Origin of the sequence: Actinomadura rugatobispora (assembly GCF_042656285.1) — a bacterium.
In the GTDB taxonomy this organism is placed as follows: Bacteria; Actinomycetota; Actinomycetes; order Streptosporangiales; family Streptosporangiaceae; genus Spirillospora; species Spirillospora rugatobispora.
The window spans coordinates 202938-221031 of the sequence record NZ_JBHSON010000003.1 but is presented as its reverse complement, the minus strand read 5'-3'; the positions used below and the strand labels follow the sequence as shown (position 1 = coordinate 221031).

Below are 18094 nucleotides of genomic sequence, written 5' to 3'. Positions count from 1 at the left end.
CCCGCGGGTTCCGGCGCGCGCCGGCGGTGCCATGACGGCAAGGGAGCCTTTCTGGGGGGTAAGGGTGGGGAGGGCTTGCGGGTGACATTCGGGGGATCCGGGTGACGCTTATGTGGGGGGATGTGAGCATGGGTCCGCCGGAAAATCGTCAGGGGGACGATCGGCGAGCGATCGATGGGAACGCACCCGATGCTCGATCTGTTGACAGAATTGCGGCGGACGCCCACGTCATTGTGGACGGAGTCGGCGTTCGGGACGCGGTCCCTCAACGCCCCGCCGGACGGTGAACGGCCCAAGCCGCGTCCGCAGTTCTGCCGGGCGGTCGTCCGGCACCTGGCCGAGATGGACGGCGGCACCGACTTCGCCGCGGTCCGGATCGGGCGCGACGAGCTGAAGCGCCGGACCGGCCACCAGGGCGAGGGCACGCTGTACGCCACCTTCGGCCCGAACGCCCAGCAGTCGCTGGCGTCGCTGCTGGCCGCCGAGATGGGCTCGACGTTCGCCGTGCGCGACGCCGTCCGCCACGTGCTCGCCGAGACGAAGGTGTGGAGCCACCGGCCGCACCGCGACGGCTGGCTGGCCGCGCTGGAGGACGGGGCGGCGCCGTCCCGGAGGTTCGCCGCCGAGACGCTGGTGCGCGTCCTGGCCGACTGGACGGCGCGCAACCCGCGGCTGGCGCGGTCGGCCGGGCACCTGCCGCCGCCGACGGCGGTGCAGGACCTGTGCGTCATCTCCGGCGGGCGCGCCTCGTCCGCCGACGCCAGGGTCTTCCTGGCGGAGGTCGTGCGGGTGGCGGCGGGCTTCGAGGGCGCCTCGGCGCAGGCGGTGCTGAACGCCGTGCACGACGACCTGATGCGGCTCCTGGCGATCGGGCACTCGGACTACGCCGACGAGCTGGTGCGCAACGCCAGGGAGTCGCTGGGCGAGATCGAGTACATGTGGCCGCACCTCGGCCCGGACGAGCGCGAGCGCGTGGCCACGAGGCTGGGCCCGATCGTGGGCGACCTGTACCGGCGCATGGACAAGGACGAATCATGACCGGACCGACGGCGCTGGCCGACGCCGAGGCGGACCTGGCGGCACGGTACGAGGTCGCGATGCACAGGGCGGAGACGTCCGGGGACCTCAGGGATCTGGAGCGGCTGCTGGCCCGGGCCGCAGAGCTCCTTGGCGCGTCCAACCGGATCGCGCTGCTCGTGGAGTGCGGGCTGGAGGAGATGAAGAGCCGCGCGCGCCCGCTCACCGAGTCGGTGGAGGTGTGGGAGGCCCTGTGGTGGCGCGCGTCCGCGGCGCTGCCGTCCGACGATCCCACGCTGATGTCCGCCCGTGCCTTCCGGGCGCGCTACCGCAGGCGGCGCGGGCGGAGCGAGGACCTGGAGGCGGGGGTCGAGTCCTACCGCCGCCAGTGGGAGCAGCGCCGCGAGGCCCTGGGCGTGGACCACTACCGGACCCGGGTGATGCACGCGAACCTGGCCCTGGCCGTCCGCGACCGGGACGCGGACGGTGACCTGGACGAGGCGCTGCGCATGCTCAGGGACGAGGTCGCGCACCGCATCGCCAATTACGGCGAGCAGCACCCGTTCACCTGGATCGTCCGGTCGGTCCTGGCGCAGACGCTGGTACGGGCGGCCGAGCGCGCCCCCGGCCCCGCCCGCCGGGCCGAGCTCGCGGGGGAGGCGGCGGAGATCGCCGGGTCCCTGGCCGACGGGCGGCGGATCAGGTTCGGCGTCGCCGACATCTCGACGCTGCGGGCGCAGCTGGTGCACGCCCACGCGCTGGTGCTGCTCGGGCGGGCGGCCGAGGCGGTGCCGGAGATCCGGCACGTGCACTCCAAGGCGCGGTGGGCGCGGGTGCCGCTGGAGCCGGGCTGGGCGGAGTCGCTGCTGGCCCGTGCCGAGGCCGGGGCGGGCGAGCCGTCCGAGGCGCTGCGCTGGGCGGAGGAGTCCCACCGGCTCAAGGCCGGCTATTTCCCGCCGGGCAGCCGCCAGGTGGTGGAGGCCGAGCGCCTGCTGTCCCGGCTCCGGGAGGACGCACCATTCGATTCCACTCATCGATCTTGATTTATGGAATCTCGTATTCCATCGGGGACATGTCTTTATTGGAATTCTTGATGGTGCGTATCTGGTTTGTCTAAAGTCGTCCGGGCATGCTGGCGATCCGGGCCGGCGGCCTTTCCCTGGCCGCGGGAGCGCGGGCGGGAATGACGGGGGACGCGATGGGGGAGTCCGATGGCGCCGCCGAAGTCGGCGGGCCGGCCTGGCGGGAGGCCCGGGCGGCCTTGATCCGCTATCTGGATCGCGGGGGTGGTCCGGCGGATCTCGACACGGCGGTCGAGCGGCTCCGCGCCGTCGTGGGTCCCGGCCCGGACGCCCGCATCGAGCGGGACGCGCTGGTGCGGCTGCTCCTGGGGGTGCTGCTCGTCGTCCGCGTCCTGCCGGAGGGCCTGCTGCGCTCCGGGACGCCCACCTTCGAGCTGGCGATGCGCCTGTTCACCAGCTGGAGCCCGCCCGGCGCAGACTCGGCCTCGGATCTCGACGAGGGCATCTGCCACCTGACGAACGCGTCCGAGGACGCCCTCCTCTCGGAGGAGATGCACACCCTCGCCAGGGGGCTGCTCGGGACGGCCCTCATCTTCAGGGGGATGTCGAACGGCGGCGGCACCGACATGGAGCGCGCCCTCGGCCTCATGTCGGAGGCGATGACGGCCGGGCTGCCCACCGGGAAGGCGTTCACGACCGGCGAAGGGCTGAAACTGCCCGACCTCATGCGGGCGCTTGTCGGCCTGACCGCCGCAGGGAACGCGCCCGGCGCGGCCGACCCGGCGCGGTTGGAGACGGCGCTCGACGCGCTCGGCCAGGCCCGCGAGGGGCTCGCCGGACACCCCCTCGGCGACTACCTGACGGGTGCCTTCGGCGAGACGCTGGCACGGCGCGCCTACCTGACCGGCCGGTTCGCCGACTTCGGGACGGCGTGGGAGCACATCTCCGGCGCCCTGGAGAAACTGGAGCACGACGACCACCTGCTGCACGACCACCTCGTCTACGACGAACTCCTGCGCACCCTGGCCGGGGTGACGGTGTCCCACACCGCGCACACCTTCGACCACGGCCGGATCGACGAGCTGGTCCGGCTGAGCGGACGGGTTCTGGAGCGTCCAGGCGACGACCCCCGGGACGAGGGCAGGGACCGGTTCCTCGCCGGCATGGCGATGGCCCTGCGCGCCCTGCGCGACCGCAGCCGCGACGACGAGGCCGCCGCGATCGGGCACCTGCGGCGGGCCGCGGAGCGGATCCCGCCCGACGACCCCCTCATGGCGAGCGTCGTCGGCCTGCTCGGGGGCCTGCTCTTCGACCGGCACGGCCGCGAGGGCGGGCTGCAGGACTCGGCGGCGGCGGGCGTCTACTTCGACATCATCACGCGCGCCCTCAAGGAGTCGCGGGCGAACGGCGAGGTGCTCGACCCCACGACCGAGGCCGCCGTGCTCGGCATGGGGACCTACGCCCGCGCGGTGCACGGCTGGCGGACCGGCGACGCCGGAGAACTGGACGCGGCGCGCGGGGAACTGCGTTCGCTCGCCGAGCTGATCCCCGCCGACCATCCGTGGCACCCCCGTGTGCGCACGTCGCTGGGCGTCACCCTCATCGTCCACGCCCGGCTGAACGGCGGCACGCCGGAGGAGATCGGCGAGGGGCTCGGCATCCTGGCCGAGGAGGCGGAGACCGCCGCGGCCCCGCTCGCCGGAGCCGAGGTCGTCGACACGCCCGCCGCCGACCTGTCCGGGCTGCTGGCCAGGGGCGGGTGCGCGCTGGCGGCACTGGCCGTTCTCTCCGGCGACGGCCCCGACGCGGACGCGCGGCTCGACCGGGGCGTCCAACTCCTCGAACTGTCGCTGGACGACCGGCTCACGCGCCGCAGCGAGCTCCCGGGCGCCCGCCTCCAGTGGGCGCTGGGCACCGTGCTCCTGCTGCGGTACGACCGGAGGCGCGTCCAGGGCGACGAGCGCGCCGCCCAGGATCTCGGCGCGGGCATCGCGCGCCTGGAACGCTCACGGGAGTTGTCGGCGGACCGTCCCGGCGATCCGTCCAGGACCGCGTGCCTGCAACGACTGGCCCTGCTCTACCGCGACATGGCCGACACGGACCGGGCGATCGAGGCCGGCATGGAGGCGCTGCGCGCCCACGCCGACGACGTCCTGCTCCAGACCACCTCTGAAGGGGCCCTGACCGTGGCCCGGGGCGCGGCGGAGCTCTCGCAGGCCATGGCCGGCTGGTGCCTGGGCGAGGGGCGGCACGAGGACGCGGTGGCCGCGCTCGAACTCGGCCGCGGGCTCGTCCTGCACGCCGCGACCGAGAGCCGGGACCTGCCCGAGGTCCTCGACGGCCTGGGCGAGACCGATCTCGCCGCGCGGTGGCGGGCCGAGCAGTCGAAGTCTCCGGCGGCGCCCTGGGACGGCGGGGTCACGGGCCTCCGGGCGGCGGACGGCCCGTCCACGCAGCTGTTCGGCGAGATCCTGGGCATGGAGCCGCCGGACGATCTGCGCGCCCGGACTCTGGAGACGTTGCCGGGACGGCTGCGCACGGCCCCGTCGGCGGTCGCCATCGCCCAGGCGGTGCGGGCTCTGGGGTCCGACGCCCTCGCCTACCTGCTCCGCGACTCCGGCGGCACGGCCGGGCGGGCGCTCGTGGTGCGCGCGAACGGAACGGTGTCGTCGGTCGAGCTGCCCCGCCTGGACGCCTCGGGCGACGGCCCGCTCGCGGAGTTCGTCGAGGCGGAAGCGGCCCTTGACCCGGACGACCCCAACGACGGCCCGGCGAACGCCAGACGCGACGCCGCGCTGGAGAGCCTGTGCGACTGGGCCGGGGAGGCGGTCCGGCCGCTGGTCGAGCACGCCCTCTCCTGGAGCCTGGCGCAGCGGGAGCCGCGGCTCACGCTGGTGCCCTGCGGGGTCCTGGGCCTGGTGCCCTGGCACGCCGCCGCGCTCGCCCCGGACGGCTCCCGGCGCGTCCTGCACGACCTGGTCGTCACCTACGGCGCCTCCGGCCGCCAGCTGATCGACGTGGCCGGCCGCGAGGCCGTGGACCCGTATCGGAACCCGGTCTTCGTCGCGAACCCGTCGGGCGAGTTCTTCTGGAACGCGAGCGTGGTCAAGGACCTCCGGCGCCACTACTACCCCGGGTCGCTCCGGTACGGACGCCCCCGCGGTTCGGCCGAGGGCGCGGGTACGGCGGAGGAGGTTCTGCGGTGGCTGCCCGGCGCCGCCGCCGAGCGCCCGGAGCGGGCGCCCGCGTCCCTGATCCAGTTCGGTTGCCACGCCCTGGCGATGCGTCCCGCCGCCCGCTCCTACCTCGAACTGGCCGGCGGCGAGCGGCTCGAAGTCTCCGACGTCCTGCGCCAGGCGCGGCGGAGCGGGACCGGGGCGGGCGGCGGCATGGTCATCCTCTGCGCCTGCTCCTCCGACCACACCGAGGTCGACCACGACGAGGCGCTGACCCCCGCCACCGCGTTCGTGGCCGGCGGCGCGGTGACCGTGCTCGGCGCCCGCTGGGCCGTGCGCGACAGCCGCGCCGCGCTGCTGGCGTTCATGTATCACCACCACCTGCGCGAGGGCCGCGCGCCGGCCGACGCGCTGCGGCTCGCGCAGCTGTGGATGCTCGACCCCCGGCGGCGGCCGCCGTCCCCGATGTCGGCGCTGCTCACCGACCGGGTCTCGGACGAAGGACTCGCCGACATCGCCTCCTGGGGCTCGTTCGCCCTGCAGGGGCGGGGAAGGTAGGAGGACGGTGCCGTCACCGACACCCTTCGGAGAGGCGCTGCGCGCGCTCCGCGACCACTGGCCGGACGTCGCAGGCAGGCTGGACGGCGCGGCGCGGGCCCGCGTGCTGGAGCTGATCGGCCGGTACCGCGACGCCGACCCCGACGACCGGCTCGACGTGGTCCTCGAACTCATGATGCTCCTCGGCGAGGTGCTGCCTGCGGGCCATCCGGTGCGGCGGGCGCTCGCCCAGGGCGACCCCATGATGCGGGCCACCGCCCTGGCCGGGGACGAAGAACTGTGGGCGGACCTCGACGTCCTCTTCGCCGAACTGGCCGAGTCCACGTCCGGCACCGGGCGCTTCGACGTGGAGGCCGTGCTGCGCGAGGTGAAGGCCCGGCTCCTGCGGAACCCCACGCTGACGGAACGGGAGGTGCGCGAGCGCGGCCAGGACCCCGCCGCCGCGGACCTGATCAAGCTGCCGGACCCGGCGGGCGTCCCGCTCCTGCCCGCCTTCCAGTTCGGGGACGACGGGGCGCCGCGTCCCGTGGTGCTGCGGGTCAACGCGATGCTCGGAGCGGGCGGCGACCCGTGGGGCGTGGCGAGCTGGTGGCTCGACCTCAACGCCCGCCTCGACGAGGCGCCGTTCCGGCTCCTGGGGCAGGTCCCGGACGAGTACATCCTGGCCGCCGCGGCCGCCGTCATCGAGGACGCCGGCTGATGGTCGCCCAGGAGCCGCCCGCCGACTACGACGGGACGCCCAACGTCCACGTGCTGAGGGCGGGCACACGCCTCTACCGCTGCCACAGCGTGCGCCGCACCGCCACCGGCTTCAACACGCGCCGGGTCCACTCCCACTTCGGAGGCGGGCGCTTCGACGCGACCGAAGAGCACCCGTACCCCTACTACTACGCGGGCACCAGCAAGACGACCGCGCTGGCCGAGACCCTCCTGCGGGACGTCCACCGCGATCAGCGCGGCTTCCACATCCTCCCGCGGGCCGCGGTGCAGGACCTCATGCTGTCCGAGGTCGAGACCCTCGCCGACCTCCGGCTCATCTCGCTGCTCAGCGCCGTCGACCTCGCCGCGGTCGCGCAGGACCGCTGGCTCATCCACTCCTCCGAGTATCCGCAGACCCGGTACTGGGGGCACTGGCTGCGGGAGCAGCGCGTCGACGCCCAGGGGATCATCTGGGAGTCGAGCCGGGACTTCCCGCACCGCACTCTGATCTTCTTCGGCGACCGCTGCGGGGACGGCGCCGCGCCGCTGAGACCCGTGGGCGCACCGGAGCCGCTCGGCAAGCCCGCGGGGATCGACCTCCTGAACACCCTCCTGAGCCCCTACCGGGTGATCGTCGCGCCCGACTGACGCCGCTCCATGAATTCCATGGCATTCATGGAATATGTGGAGAATTCCGTTTTTCGGGTCGGATCTTGGAATTGTTCGAATGGGTCGAAAATGTAGTGCCCGCTATCCTTCTTGTGTCATAATTTCGGGTATCGGAGGATGCGTGGTCAGGGCCTCCGAGACAGATCTCTGACGTGGATCGGGGCGGGACGGATCACGGATCCGTTGATCCGTACATTTCGCGGGTGAGCCGTGCTCACCAGCCTCTTCAGCATGCCGGGCGGCCGGAATCCCTTGACCGCGGCCCGCCATGCCCTCTCGCGCCCGGACGGTCGCAGCGAAAGAACGAGGTAAGTCGATGGTCTCCTTTGACAAGGACGAGCAGGGGAGCGCGAGCCGGCGCGACAGGCGCCGCCGCCGGAGGATCGATCTGATGCTGGTGCTGACGGCCTTGGCGGTGCTGGTGACCCTGGGCGCATGGCTGTTCCCCAGGGACAAGGGGCCCGTCTGGCTGCTCGGCCGGGACCCGGCCACCCCGGCCACGCCGGCTCCGGCCACCCCGGCGACCCCGGCGACCCCGCCCTCCGTGCCGCCGCCCACGGCCACCGCCACGCCCTCGCCCACCCCCGTCGCGGACTGGCTCGTCGACATGGAGCCGGTCGACGACAGCAGCGACGTCGACCCCGAGCCGGTCACCATGGGCGGCGTCGACTACCCGCGCAGCCTGCGGCACGAGTGCAGCCTGTTCTGCAACGACGACGGCAAGGGCGTCGAGGTCTACTACCTCGGCGGCAGGTACAAGAAGTTCGAGGCCATGATCGGGGTCAACGACCGGGCCGAGGAGGAGCAGGTCGGGCTGTTCCAGGTCACGCTGGACGGGCGCCACCAGCCCGGCACGAAGGTGTCGACCGGCCACCCGAAGAAGATCTCGATCGATGTCACCGGGGTGCTGCGGCTGCGGCTGGAGGCGTTCCGTCCCGGCACGACCGACGACCCGGCGATGGCCGGGGCCCGCGCGGCGGGCGGCCGGTCGAACCTGCTGCCCGACCTGGCCTGGGGCGACCCGCGCGTGTCGCAGTGACCGCGGTCAGGGGTCGCGCGAGGTGCGCCAGATGTGCTCGAACTGGCCGAGCCAGTACCCGTACCAGCGGCCGCCGTCGCGCGGTCCGAGGGTGATGTGCATGCGGCCGTGGCTGGACTCGTTGCGGGCGCCGTGGAACTCCACGATCACCTTCCCGTCGGGCGAGGACGGGTCCAGCGCGATGAGGCTGAACCCGGGGTTGTAGGGGAGCAGCCGGTAGGCGAACCGGCCGGGGCAGCTCCAGCGGCCCATCGTCCTCAGCCGTTCCAGGCTGGCGGCCAGGGAGCGGGGGAAGCGCTGCCCGGGGAAGTCCACCGAGTCGGTGAGCTGGCACGTGGCCAGCGCGATCGCCTCGGTGTGCTCGGGGTCCAGGACGACGACCCGCACGATCCCGTCGGCCCTGCCGAGCACGTGCCGCCTGAGGGTGTCGCAGCGCGCCGCGGTCAGCACGTGCGCACCCGAGGGGGCGAACAGCCACAGCTCCTTGGTGCGGCGGAGCAGCGCTTCGAGGGAGTCCTGCTCGAAGGCGGTGCGGTCGTCGAACGGCTGCCCGGGGACGGCCGCGCGGTCGTCCGGGATGGTGATCCGGTAGACCAGCAGCCCGATCCCGGTGATCGACACCGTCCAGCGCAGATCGTCGCCGATCAGGTCCGTCAGCGGGGACACGGCGGCGATGACGAGCGCGGTGAACGCCACCACGTAGGCCTCGACATGGCGCCGGTCGCGCAGATCGCGGCCGATCCTGCGAAGTAGGTCGGTCATGCCCTTCATGGTGAGCGCGTTCCTGCCCGCCGCCGAGGGCACGCCCACGATCCGCCCAGGCGGCGACCGGGGGCCGCCCCGCCCCGGAAAGGGGCGCGGCGGGGGCGCCCCAGTGACCCCCGCCGCGCCCCAGGCCATCAGCCGTTGTCGCGTGGCTCTTCGCTCTCCCCGTCGGGCGGGCCGAGTCGCATGGCGTCCTCCTCGTGCATCGGCGTGCATCGGATCTCGATGCGTCCGACGATGCTCCGCCGCGCCCCGCCGGGTAAGGCGAGAACAAGGACAGCAACTGGACAGGCCCCTCGTCGGACGGCGCGTTCCGGTGGCCGTGGACGAGGTACGCGATCCCCGGCTCGTGCAGGATCAGGACCGAGCGCTCGCCGACGGCGTCTCCCGCGCCTCCTCCAGGACTTCGATCGCCTCGCCGGCGCCGGCGCGCATGTCGTCCGCCATGCGCCTGAGCATCGGGGGAGCGTCCCGCCCGCCGGACAGCTCGTCGAAGAAGGACCGGGCGGTCTTCATCAAGGTCGCGATCTGGAAGAGGTTGATGCGGCCGGCGCGGCCCTCCGACAATGCCCGGCAGTACATGAGCAGCAGCTTCAGCAGGAGGGGCAGGGGCTTGATGTTCTCCGGGAGCCGTTCCTCCTCGACGCGGCCGAGAAGCTCGACCGCCTCCTGGAAGTCCTGGGGCCCGGTGGCCACCACGTGCATGGCGATCTTCAGCAGGTCGGCGGGGCCGGCGGCCCGGAACGGGAGGAGGATGCCCTGGACGAGCACGATGCCGAGCAGCAGGCGTGCGGTCTCGGCGCGGTCGGCCGGGAGGGCCTCGCCGGAGACGACCTCGCGCAGCAGGGCGAGGATCGTGTTCTGCTCGGTGGGATCGCCGTCCGCCATGTTGCGCAGGGTCAGCAGGGCGGCGAGACGGAAGGTGACCTCCGCGCTCCACGCGGCGCCGGGGGCCGGGTCCGTGGTCGCCTGCACCTGGCGGGCGGTCGCCAGCGCCTCGATGGCCTCGTCGAGGTAGGGGCGGCGGGCCTGGAGGTCGTCGTCGGGGGAGCTCCTCCACAGGGCCCCCGCCAGGTCGGCCAGGGCCCGGACGCGCTCGTCGTCCCGGCCCGAGGCGGCTGCGTCGGCGGCTCTGCGGCGGAGGGCCTCCAGGTCGTCCGGGGGGTCGTCGTCGGTGGTGCGGCTCATCGGACAAGCCTTTCTGTGCTCTGGTGATCTCAGTTTCCTGTTCTGATCGACCCGCCACCGAATATTCCAGGCATCTTTCTCGGGTCATGGAATGGTCCGAGGAGAATGGTGAAAATTAAAGGAAAGGCGTGCGGGTGGAATGCCTCAGTGGCGCCGGGGCGGCCGGTGGGCGGCGCCGCTCAGGCAGCGGGGCCGCGCACCCGTCCGGGGGGCGCCGTGCGGGGGCGGCGCGGTCGCGGGGCCGTGCTCGATGGTCTCGGCGAGCAGGTCGAGGGACTCGTCCAGCCGCCGCCGGACCGTCCTGGCGTCCCTGGCCATCCGCCCGGCGAGCCAGTCCAGCCGGTCGCGCAGGAAGCGCTGCCGCGTCCCCTCGTGCAGCCCGAGCGCCACCCGGGCGACCAGGGCCAGATCCTGGGGCAGGGCCTCGATCTGCGGGGTCAGCATCGCGATGAGCCGGGCCCGCGATCCGTGGTCGCCGCGGGCATTTCCCAGATGCTCTTTCAGCAATGGCCCCAGGCGTGCCGTGAGATCGGAGGCGTACACGCCCCTTCCCCGGCAGAGCATTCTGAGTTCCCGGCGCAATGACGAGGCCCGCGCTGCGCGCAGGGCGGGTTCGGAATGGTGATCGCTCATGGCCGCCTTCTTCCGCCGATCACCTTTCACGCTAAGGCGGCACGGTGCGGAACCACCGCGGGCGACCGCATGACGCCCCGCTTCCGACCGTTAGGCGACCGGCGGGACGGCGGGGTGGTGGCAGGCGATCCAGTGGCCCGGGGCCAGCGGGCGCATGGCGGGTTCCTCAGCGGCGCAGCGGGCGTCGGCGCGGGGGCAGCGGGTGCGGAAGCGGCAGCCGCTCGGCGGGTCGACGGGCGAGGGCGGCTCCCCGCCCGCCCGCTCCTCCTCCTCGGCGGTGAGCCGGAGCGGGCCGCGCGGGACGGAGGAGAGCAGCGCCCGCGTGTACGGGTGCGCGGGCCGTTCGACGAGGGTCTCGCCGGGGGCCAGCTCGCACGTCTTGCCCAGGTACATGACCAGGACGCGGTCGCTGACGTTCTTGATGACGGCCAGGTCGTGGGCGATGAAGACGAGCGTGAGGCCGAAGCGGGCCTTGAGGTCCTCCAGCAGGTTGAGGATCTGCGCCTGGACGGACACGTCCAGCGCCGACACCGGCTCGTCGCAGATGAGGACCTCGGGTTCCAGGGCCAGGGCGCGGGCGATGCTGATGCGCTGGCACTGGCCGCCGGAGAACTCGTGGGGACGGCGCCCGGCGGCGGTGGCGGGGTCGAGGCCGACCGCTTCGAGGACCTCGTCGACGCCGTCCCGCGAGCCCCAGACGCGGGGGCCCTCGGCGACGATGTCGCGGACGCTGCGGCGCGGGTTCAGCGAGGAGATCGGATCCTGGAAGATCATCTGGAGCCGGCGGCGGGTGCGGCGCAACGCCTCACCGCGCAGGCCGGTCAGCTCCAGGCCGTTCAGCCGCACCGACCCCGCGACGGGGCGAGGCATCTGCATGACGGCGCGGGCCGCCGAGGACTTCCCGCAGCCGGACTCGCCGACGATCCCCAGCGTCTCCCCGCGCGCCACGTCGAAGCTGATGCCTGAGACCGCGTGCACGGTGCGGCGCCGTCCCGCCGGGAACCGCACCGTCAGATCCTCCACGCGCAGGACCTCGTCGCCGTCGCGCAGATGCGCGGTGCCGCTACCCGCCATGCGGGACGCTCCCTTCCATCTGGGCTGTGCGCGGTTCGTCCGCCGGGTACCAGCAGGCGTAGGCGCGGCCGGTCGTGCCGTCCGAGGCCAGGGGCGGCTCCTCGGCCGCGCAGCGGTCCCGGGCGAACGGGCAGCGCGGATGGAACCGGCACCCGGACGGCGGCGCGGCCAGATCGGGCGGCCGTCCGTCGATGACCTCCAGCCGGGTGTGAGCGGGCGCGGCCAGGTCGGGTGCGGCGCGCAGCAGCGCCTCGGTGTAGCGCATCCGGGGCGCGCCGAGGACGGCGGCGGCCGGGCCGCGCTCGACCACCCGGCCCGCGTACATGACGATCACGTCGTCGGCGCGGTCGGCGACCACGGCCAGGTCATGGCTGACCAGGACCATCGCCATGTCCCGCTCGTCGCGCTGCCGGTGCAGCAGCGCCATGATCTGCTTCTGCACGGTGACGTCCAGCGCGGTGGTGGGCTCGTCGGCGAACAGCACCTCCGGGTCGCACGACAGCGCCATCGCGATGGTGATCCGCTGCCGCATCCCGCCCGACAGCTGGTGCGGGTGGCCGCGCAGGACACGGCGCGGCTCCGGGATGCCGACCGAGGCGAGCAGTTCCTCGGCCCTGGCCCGCGCCTCCCCGCGTCCCATCCCGAGGTGGACGCGGAGCGGCTCGGTGACCTGGGCGCCGATGGAGCGCACGGGGTTGAGCGCGGTCATCGGGTCCTGGAACACGGTCGCCATGCGGGTGCCGAGGACGGTCCGCATCTCCTCGGGGTCGGCGCCGTCCAGGTCCCGGCCCGCCAGGCGGACGCGTCCGGAGCGCTCGACGCCCGCGTCCGGGAGCAGCCCCAGGACGGAGCGGATGAGCATCGACTTGCCACTGCCGGACTCGCCGACGATCGCGAGCGTCCGGCCGCGTTCGAGGGTGAACGACACCCCGTCGACCGCCCGCACCAGGCCGCGCGGCGTGGGGAAGGCGGTGCGCACGTCCACCGCCTCCAGGAGCGGCGGCGGCCCGTCCCGCACGGGATCGTCCTGCACCGGCGCGTCCCGCAGCGCGGACCGCGCGGGCCGGCGCCCGGCCCGGACCGGCTCCAGGCCGCTCCGCCGATGGCCGGTGACCTCCTGGAGCCGGTCGCCGACCAGGTTGAACGCCAGCACGGTCAGGAACATCACCACGGACGGCACCAGCACGACGTGCGCGCTCGTGTCCAGCGTGCTCCGCCCCTCGTTGATCATCCCGCCCCACGTGGGCGTCGGCGGCCGCACCGACAGGCCCAGGAACGCCAGGCTGCCCTCGGCCACCACGACCACGGCCATGATGACGAACGCGTACGAGGCGGCGGGCGGCGCCACGTTCGGGGCGATCTCGCGCCGCATCACCGTCCCGCCGCGGGCGCCGAGCGCGCGTGCCGCGGTCACGAACTCGCGCTGGGCGAAGGTGAGGGTGGCGCCGCGGATCAGCCGCACCCAGGCGGGCGCCCCGAGCAGCCCCAGGACGATCAGCACGTTCCGCACCCCGGCCCCGGCGAACGCCACCACCGCCAGCGCGAACACCAGCGCGGGGAAGGCCAGCAGGATGTCGTTGGCGGTCATGATGACCCGGTCGGCCAGCCCGCGCCGGTACCCGGCGAGCAGCCCCAGCGGGCCGCCGATGAGCAGCCCGAGCGCGACCGCGCCCAGTCCGACGCCCAGCGAGACGCGGGCGCCGTGCACGACACGGCTGAGCATGTCGCGGCCGAGCGCGTCGGTGCCGAACGGGTGGGACGGGCTCGGCCCCGCGTTCGGCTCCCCGGCGAGCGTGGCGTCGTAGTGCGGCAGGGGCAGCAGGTCGGCGGCCAGGGCCGCGCCCGCCACGAGCACCAGCCACAGCGCCGCCAGCCGGAACCCCCAGCCGAACCTCCCCCGGTCAGGACGCATGGCGGATCCTCGGGTCCAGGACGCCGTACACCACGTCGATGGCGAAGTTGACCAGCACGTAGCCGACGGCGACCACCAGCACCCCGCCCTGCACGACCAGGTAGTCGCGGGACAGGATGCCCTCCACGATGAGCCGCCCCACGCCCGGCAGCCCGAACAGCGTCTCGATGATGACCGCGCCTCCGATCAGCGCCCCCAGGTTCAGCCCGACCACGGTGACCAGCGAGATCGCCGAGGGGCGCAGCGCGTGCCGCCACAGGATCCGGCGCGGTGACAGGCCCCGGGCGCGGGCCAGCGTGATGTAGTCCTCCCGCAGCGTCGCGACCAGGTCCGAGCGCAGCACCCGCGCGTACACCGCCAGCTGCCCGGCGGCGAGCGTCACCGCGGGCAGCAGCATCGACCGCAGGTTCCCGCCCGGCGACACCCCGAACGGGGTGTGCCCGGTCGCGGGCAGCAGCGGCCACCGCACCGCGAACAGCATGATCAGCACCACCCCGGACACGAACACCGGCGTGGACAGCAGCCCGAAGGCCGCCGTGCTCAGCAGCCGGTCCAGCGGCCCGCCCGGACGGCGCGCGGCGGCCAGCCCGGCGGGCACCGCCAGCCCCAGCGAGATGACCTGGGAGAGCAGCAGCAGCTCCAGCGTCACCGGCATCCGTTGCGCCAGCGACTCGCCCACCGGGACGCTGGTGATGTACGAGGTGCCCAGGTCGCCGGTCACCGCGCCCGCCAGCCAGGCGGCGTACCGGCTCCAGAACGGGTCGTCCAGGCCCAGCTCGCGGCGCACCCGCTCCAGCGCCGCCTCGTCCCCGCCGTACCCCAGGATCTGCATCGCGGGGTCGCCGGGCAGCAGCGTGATCATCCAGAACGCGAGCACGGTCACCGCGAGCAGCACGAACACCAGTTGCGCGCCCCGCCGCAGCACCACCCAGGCCATCCGCGCCTACCCGCCGATCCAGATCTGGTCGAACTTGTGCGTGGCCGAGCCGGTGAGCGCCTTCCCGACCGAGCCGTCCGGCAACGTGGAACGCCCGAGGCCCTTCACGTTCGCCTTGGTGATGACGGCGCTGGTGGTGAGGTGGTCGACCCAGATGAACGGGAGCTGCTCGCGCAGCCGCCGCTGCACGGTGGCGTACGCCTGCTTGCGCGCGGCCTCGTCGGAGCTGCGCCGACCGGAGTCCAGCGCCGCGCTCAGCTGCGCGTCCCTGATCCGGCTCATGTTGATCGACAGCCCGCCGGACGGCTGGACGAAGCGGGAGTGCAGCCAGGAGTACTCGCGGTCGGGATCGGCGCCGGTGAACTGCGTCCAGACGACCGCGCCGTAGTTGCCGGTGAGGGCCCGCTGGATGAGGTCGGCCTGCTCGGCCTGCCGGATCGTGACCTCCACACCCGCCTTGCCCCACATGTCCTGGACGAGTTCGGCGTTCTGCATCGACGACTGGTCGGGCACGCTCAGCAGCTCGAACCGGACCGGGCCCTTCTCCTTCTCGTACTCGGCCACCAGCGCCTTCGCCCGGTTCAGATCGAACGCGGGGTAGCCGCCGGGGACGTACCACCTGGAATCGGGCGACCAGGGGCCGTCGGCGGGCTTGGTCAGCCCGGACCGCAGCGTCTTGACGAACGCCTGCCGGTCGGTGGCGTGCGCCAGCGCCCTGCGGACGCGCAGATCGTCCAGCGGGGCGGCGGCGGTGTTGAGCATGAACGCCAGCTCGGGCACCGACATCCCGGTCGCCTGGTACATCCGGTACCGGCCCTGCTGGGCGAGCTTCCCGAACTTGACGATGTCGTTGTCGCGCTGCGTCGCCATCGCCGTCAGCCCGCCCGACTCCAGCGTCTGCGCCCGGGTCTGGAAGTCGGGCAGGATCCGGAACTCGATCTGGTCGAGATAGGGCAGGCCCTTGCGCCAGTACTTGGGGTTCTTCCGCACGACGAAGCGGTTGTCGGGCGTGTGGCTCTGGAACACGAACGGCCCCGTGCCGACCGGCCGCCGGCTGGCCTCCGCCGGGTTCGCCAGCGCCGTCCTCGGAATGATCATCCCGACCTGGTCGACGAGGACGTAGGGGAAGCTGCCCCACGGCTGGCTGAGATGCACCTGCACGGTGCCGCCGTCCAGGACCTCGATGCCGCGCACCGGGGCCAGGACGGCGGCGGTCAGCGGGGACGCCTTCTGCGCGTCCAGGTTGGCCTTGACGACCTCGGCGGTCAGCGGCTCGCCGGTGGAGAACGCGATCCCCTCGCGGATCTTGATCGTCCACTGGGCGCCGTTCTCCGCGGGCGTGATCGACTCGGCCAGGTGCGGCCGCCAGGCGCCGGAGGCGTCGACGGTGGCCAGCGACTCGATGATCGTCCCGCCCATGGCGTAGGTCTGGGCGGCGAAGGAGTCCTTGGTCGGGTTGAAGCCGTTGGCGTCGGCGCCCAGCCCGTAGACCAGCCGCCCGCCCGGGACCGGACTGCCCTCGGGACCGGGGCCCGAGGCCGGGGCCGTCCCCCCGCCCGAGCACGCCGCCGCGGCCAGCGCCGCACCCGCCACCAGTGCCAGGACGGGACGCCGGCGTCCTCGCCCGTCCATCGTGTGTGCCACGTGCGGACCCTCCTCAGCACCGGACAGTGATCCAGGTCACGAGATTCACCGATAGTACTATCGGTCAAATGAAAAGCAACGCTTGACGAAAGATCATCGATATGCTGCACACGATGGAACGCTTCACCGCCAGACCTATCGGCGAAGGCTCCGGGAGGCCCGATGCCTGATGTGTCGCTGAGCCGGCGCGAGGCCAAGGACCTCACCCGGCGCCGGCTGCTCGCCTCCGCGCTGCGCATCCTCGACACCGAGGGCGAGGCGGGCCTGTCGACCGGCAGCGTCTGCCGCAACGCCGGCATCGCCCAGTCCACCTTCTACGTGCACTTCCGCAACATGCACGACCTGCTGGAGGCGCTCGCCGAGGAGGCCGGCCGCCGGGTCGGCCCGGTCGTCCGGGAGGCCCGCCGACGCTCCACCGCGGAACCGCACAGCGCCGAACGGCTCCGCGAGGCGTTCCGGGTCCCGCTGGAGGCGATGTGCGGCCACCCGGAGTTCTTCCGCCTCAGCGTCCGGACCCGCCTCGACCGCAACTCCCCGCTGGGCGAGGCCGCCCGTGCCCGCGCCGCCGAAACCCGCGCCCGCCTCGTCGAAGACCTGGTCGCCGCCGGCCTCCCCGCCGCCACCGACCGCCAGCGCCGCAGCCTGGAAATGGTCGCCGACGGCGTCACCGCCCTCACCGAGTCCATGGCCCTGGGCCACCTGGACGGCCGCTACCCCGACCTGGAGGAGTGCGTGGACATCCTCGTGGCCTTCTTCGCCGGCACCCGCGCCCAACTCCTCACCGACCGCGAACCCGACGACGCGTAGGTGAAGAAGGAGACCGCCCCGATGTCGTCCGTCCGGGGACCCGTCCCGGACGGACGATGACAGAGTCCGGCGCATGACGATTCGGCAGGCGCGCCAGGCATTCGGGCGCCGGGCGCCCGGCAGGCCCGCGGCGGTTCACCACGTCACGGCGACGGCTCTGGTCATGGCGTTGGCCGGGGGCTGCTCGTCCGGAGGCGCCGACGGCCCGACGGCGAGCGGCGCGTCCGCGAAACCGGCCACGACTCCGGCGACCGCCATGTCATCCGCCGCGCCTGGGGCGCCGTTCCAGGCCGGCGAATGCTTCGATCCGCAGGCGGGCGCGAAGGGGTGGGGCGACTGTTCCCGTCCGCACGACTACGAGGTGATGCTCGCGCAGCGCCTCCCGGACAGGGTCGTCGGCGACTATGTCCGGACGGAGATGCGCCGCGCCTGCCACGCCGCCCTGCCGACCTATCTGAAAAGCCCGGACGCGAACGCCAGCCGACTGCAGGCCGCGACGGCCGGACCCTCGCGCGGCAAGGACGGCGCCCGCTGGTTCGCCTGCCTGGTGTCCGAGGAGGGGCCGGACGGCCGTCCGCGCCGCCGGACGGGCAGTCTCGCCGGGGCGCTCGCGGGTGGTCTCGGGTCCTTCCAGAAATGCCTGGTCGGCGAGCCTCTGGACGACGGCCCGCCGCGTATCGTCCCGTGCGACCGGCCGCATCGGAGCGAGGCCGTCCCGGGCGTGCTCGTGCTCGGGCGCCCCACCGACCAGCCGCCGGACCTCGAGGAAATGACCTCGCGCGCCCTCGACCACTGCAAGAAGGCGGTCGACGCCCACGTGGGCCGCGGCAGGTCAGGCGTGCGCCCGAGCGGGCTGTCTCCCCTGCCCGAGGAATGGGCGGAAGGAGAGACGACGGCGACGTGCTATGCCGTCACCAAGAAACCGGTGACCGGCTCACTGCGCGGACGCTGACC

Annotated in this window: 15 protein-coding genes; 8 read left to right on the top strand and 7 right to left on the bottom strand. The window is 73.5% G+C overall.

All coding sequences use genetic code 11. The features are described from left to right. Positions 1-189 precede the first annotated feature (189 nt). The 6 genes from ACFPZN_RS03235 to ACFPZN_RS03210 all read left to right on the top strand — a co-directional run bounded on the left by ACFPZN_RS03235 (position 190) and on the right by ACFPZN_RS03210 (position 8180). Positions 190-1038, top strand: a complete 849-nt coding sequence (locus tag ACFPZN_RS03235; protein ID WP_378279948.1) for a hypothetical protein — start codon at positions 190-192, stop codon at positions 1036-1038. Beyond that, positions 1035-2060 (top strand): hypothetical protein, encoded by a 1026-nt coding sequence (locus ACFPZN_RS03230; RefSeq protein WP_378279946.1) that lies wholly within the window; start codon positions 1035-1037, stop codon positions 2058-2060. Before ACFPZN_RS03235 ends, ACFPZN_RS03230 begins: the two co-directional genes overlap by 4 nt. Before the next feature lie 86 nt (positions 2061-2146). Continuing rightward, positions 2147-5773 (top strand): CHAT domain-containing protein, encoded by a 3627-nt coding sequence (locus ACFPZN_RS03225; protein ID WP_378279944.1) that lies wholly within the window; start codon positions 2147-2149, stop codon positions 5771-5773. Between the two features lie 7 nt (positions 5774-5780). Next, positions 5781-6473: a hypothetical protein gene (locus ACFPZN_RS03220; protein WP_378279943.1), complete on the top strand. Its 693-nt coding sequence runs from the start codon at positions 5781-5783 to the stop codon at positions 6471-6473. Then, positions 6473-7120 carry an RES family NAD+ phosphorylase gene (locus ACFPZN_RS03215; RefSeq protein ID WP_378279941.1) on the top strand — a complete coding sequence of 216 codons (648 nt, stop codon included), beginning with the start codon at positions 6473-6475 and terminating at the stop codon, positions 7118-7120. The genes ACFPZN_RS03220 and ACFPZN_RS03215 overlap by 1 nt, the downstream gene beginning before the upstream one ends. Before the next feature lie 337 nt (positions 7121-7457). Then, a complete protein-coding gene (locus ACFPZN_RS03210) occupies positions 7458-8180 on the top strand; it encodes an NPCBM/NEW2 domain-containing protein (protein WP_378279939.1) in 723 nt (240 codons plus the stop codon). A 6-nt stretch (positions 8181-8186) separates the two neighbouring features. Here the strand turns inward: ACFPZN_RS03210 and ACFPZN_RS03205 are convergent, their stop codons facing one another. From ACFPZN_RS03205 to ACFPZN_RS03175, 7 genes are all read right to left on the bottom strand, one after another. Beyond that, on the bottom strand, positions 8187-8942 hold the full coding sequence (locus ACFPZN_RS03205; RefSeq protein ID WP_378279938.1) for a hypothetical protein: 756 nt from the start codon (positions 8940-8942) through the stop codon (positions 8187-8189). 360 nt (positions 8943-9302) lie between these two features. Further along, positions 9303-10133 carry a hypothetical protein gene (locus ACFPZN_RS03200; RefSeq protein WP_378279936.1) on the bottom strand — a complete coding sequence of 277 codons (831 nt, stop codon included), beginning with the start codon at positions 10131-10133 and terminating at the stop codon, positions 9303-9305. 144 nt (positions 10134-10277) lie between these two features. Further along, a complete protein-coding gene (locus ACFPZN_RS03195) occupies positions 10278-10766 on the bottom strand; it encodes a hypothetical protein (protein WP_378279934.1) in 489 nt (162 codons plus the stop codon). Between the two features lie 90 nt (positions 10767-10856). Further along, positions 10857-11840 carry an ABC transporter ATP-binding protein gene (locus ACFPZN_RS03190; RefSeq protein ID WP_378279932.1) on the bottom strand — a complete coding sequence of 328 codons (984 nt, stop codon included), beginning with the start codon at positions 11838-11840 and terminating at the stop codon, positions 10857-10859. Then, positions 11830-13752, bottom strand: a complete 1923-nt coding sequence (locus ACFPZN_RS03185; protein WP_378279931.1) for a dipeptide/oligopeptide/nickel ABC transporter permease/ATP-binding protein — start codon at positions 13750-13752, stop codon at positions 11830-11832. The genes ACFPZN_RS03190 and ACFPZN_RS03185 overlap by 11 nt, the downstream gene beginning before the upstream one ends. Continuing rightward, the gene (locus ACFPZN_RS03180; RefSeq protein ID WP_378279929.1) at positions 13742-14689 is read right to left on the bottom strand and encodes an ABC transporter permease; all 948 of its coding nucleotides are present in this window, start codon (positions 14687-14689) and stop codon (positions 13742-13744) included. Before ACFPZN_RS03180 ends, ACFPZN_RS03185 begins: the two co-directional genes overlap by 11 nt. A 6-nt stretch (positions 14690-14695) precedes the next feature. Continuing rightward, positions 14696-16333, bottom strand: a complete 1638-nt coding sequence (locus ACFPZN_RS03175) for an ABC transporter substrate-binding protein (RefSeq protein ID WP_378279927.1) — start codon at positions 16331-16333, stop codon at positions 14696-14698. A 162-nt stretch (positions 16334-16495) separates the two neighbouring features. Between ACFPZN_RS03175 and ACFPZN_RS03170 the strand changes: the two genes are divergently transcribed. Together ACFPZN_RS03170 and ACFPZN_RS03165 are read left to right on the top strand one after the other, a co-directional pair. Further along, complete coding sequence (locus ACFPZN_RS03170; protein WP_378279925.1) at positions 16496-17140, top strand: TetR/AcrR family transcriptional regulator; 645 nt, start codon at positions 16496-16498, stop codon at positions 17138-17140. A gap of 73 nt (positions 17141-17213) precedes the next feature. Further along, a complete protein-coding gene (locus ACFPZN_RS03165; protein WP_378279924.1) occupies positions 17214-18092 on the top strand; it encodes a septum formation family protein in 879 nt (292 codons plus the stop codon). Positions 18093-18094: the final 2 nt, after the last annotated feature.

Coding starts and splice junctions, on each gene's coding strand:
- ACFPZN_RS03235 (WP_378279948.1), top strand. CDS start 190: ATGCTCGATCTGTTGACAGAATTGCGGCGGACGCCCACGTCATTGTGG.
- ACFPZN_RS03230 (WP_378279946.1), top strand. CDS start 1,035: ATGACCGGACCGACGGCGCTGGCCGACGCCGAGGCGGACCTGGCGGCA.
- ACFPZN_RS03225 (WP_378279944.1), top strand. CDS start 2,147: ATGCTGGCGATCCGGGCCGGCGGCCTTTCCCTGGCCGCGGGAGCGCGG.
- ACFPZN_RS03215 (WP_378279941.1), top strand. CDS start 6,473: ATGGTCGCCCAGGAGCCGCCCGCCGACTACGACGGGACGCCCAACGTC.
- ACFPZN_RS03210 (WP_378279939.1), top strand. CDS start 7,458: ATGGTCTCCTTTGACAAGGACGAGCAGGGGAGCGCGAGCCGGCGCGAC.
- ACFPZN_RS03205 (WP_378279938.1), bottom strand. CDS start 8,942: ATGACCGACCTACTTCGCAGGATCGGCCGCGATCTGCGCGACCGGCGC.
- ACFPZN_RS03200 (WP_378279936.1), bottom strand. CDS start 10,133: ATGAGCCGCACCACCGACGACGACCCCCCGGACGACCTGGAGGCCCTC.
- ACFPZN_RS03195 (WP_378279934.1), bottom strand. CDS start 10,766: ATGAGCGATCACCATTCCGAACCCGCCCTGCGCGCAGCGCGGGCCTCG.
- ACFPZN_RS03190 (WP_378279932.1), bottom strand. CDS start 11,840: ATGGCGGGTAGCGGCACCGCGCATCTGCGCGACGGCGACGAGGTCCTG.
- ACFPZN_RS03185 (WP_378279931.1), bottom strand. CDS start 13,752: ATGCGTCCTGACCGGGGGAGGTTCGGCTGGGGGTTCCGGCTGGCGGCG.
- ACFPZN_RS03180 (WP_378279929.1), bottom strand. CDS start 14,689: ATGGCCTGGGTGGTGCTGCGGCGGGGCGCGCAACTGGTGTTCGTGCTG.
- ACFPZN_RS03170 (WP_378279925.1), top strand. CDS start 16,496: ATGCCTGATGTGTCGCTGAGCCGGCGCGAGGCCAAGGACCTCACCCGG.
- ACFPZN_RS03165 (WP_378279924.1), top strand. CDS start 17,214: ATGACGATTCGGCAGGCGCGCCAGGCATTCGGGCGCCGGGCGCCCGGC.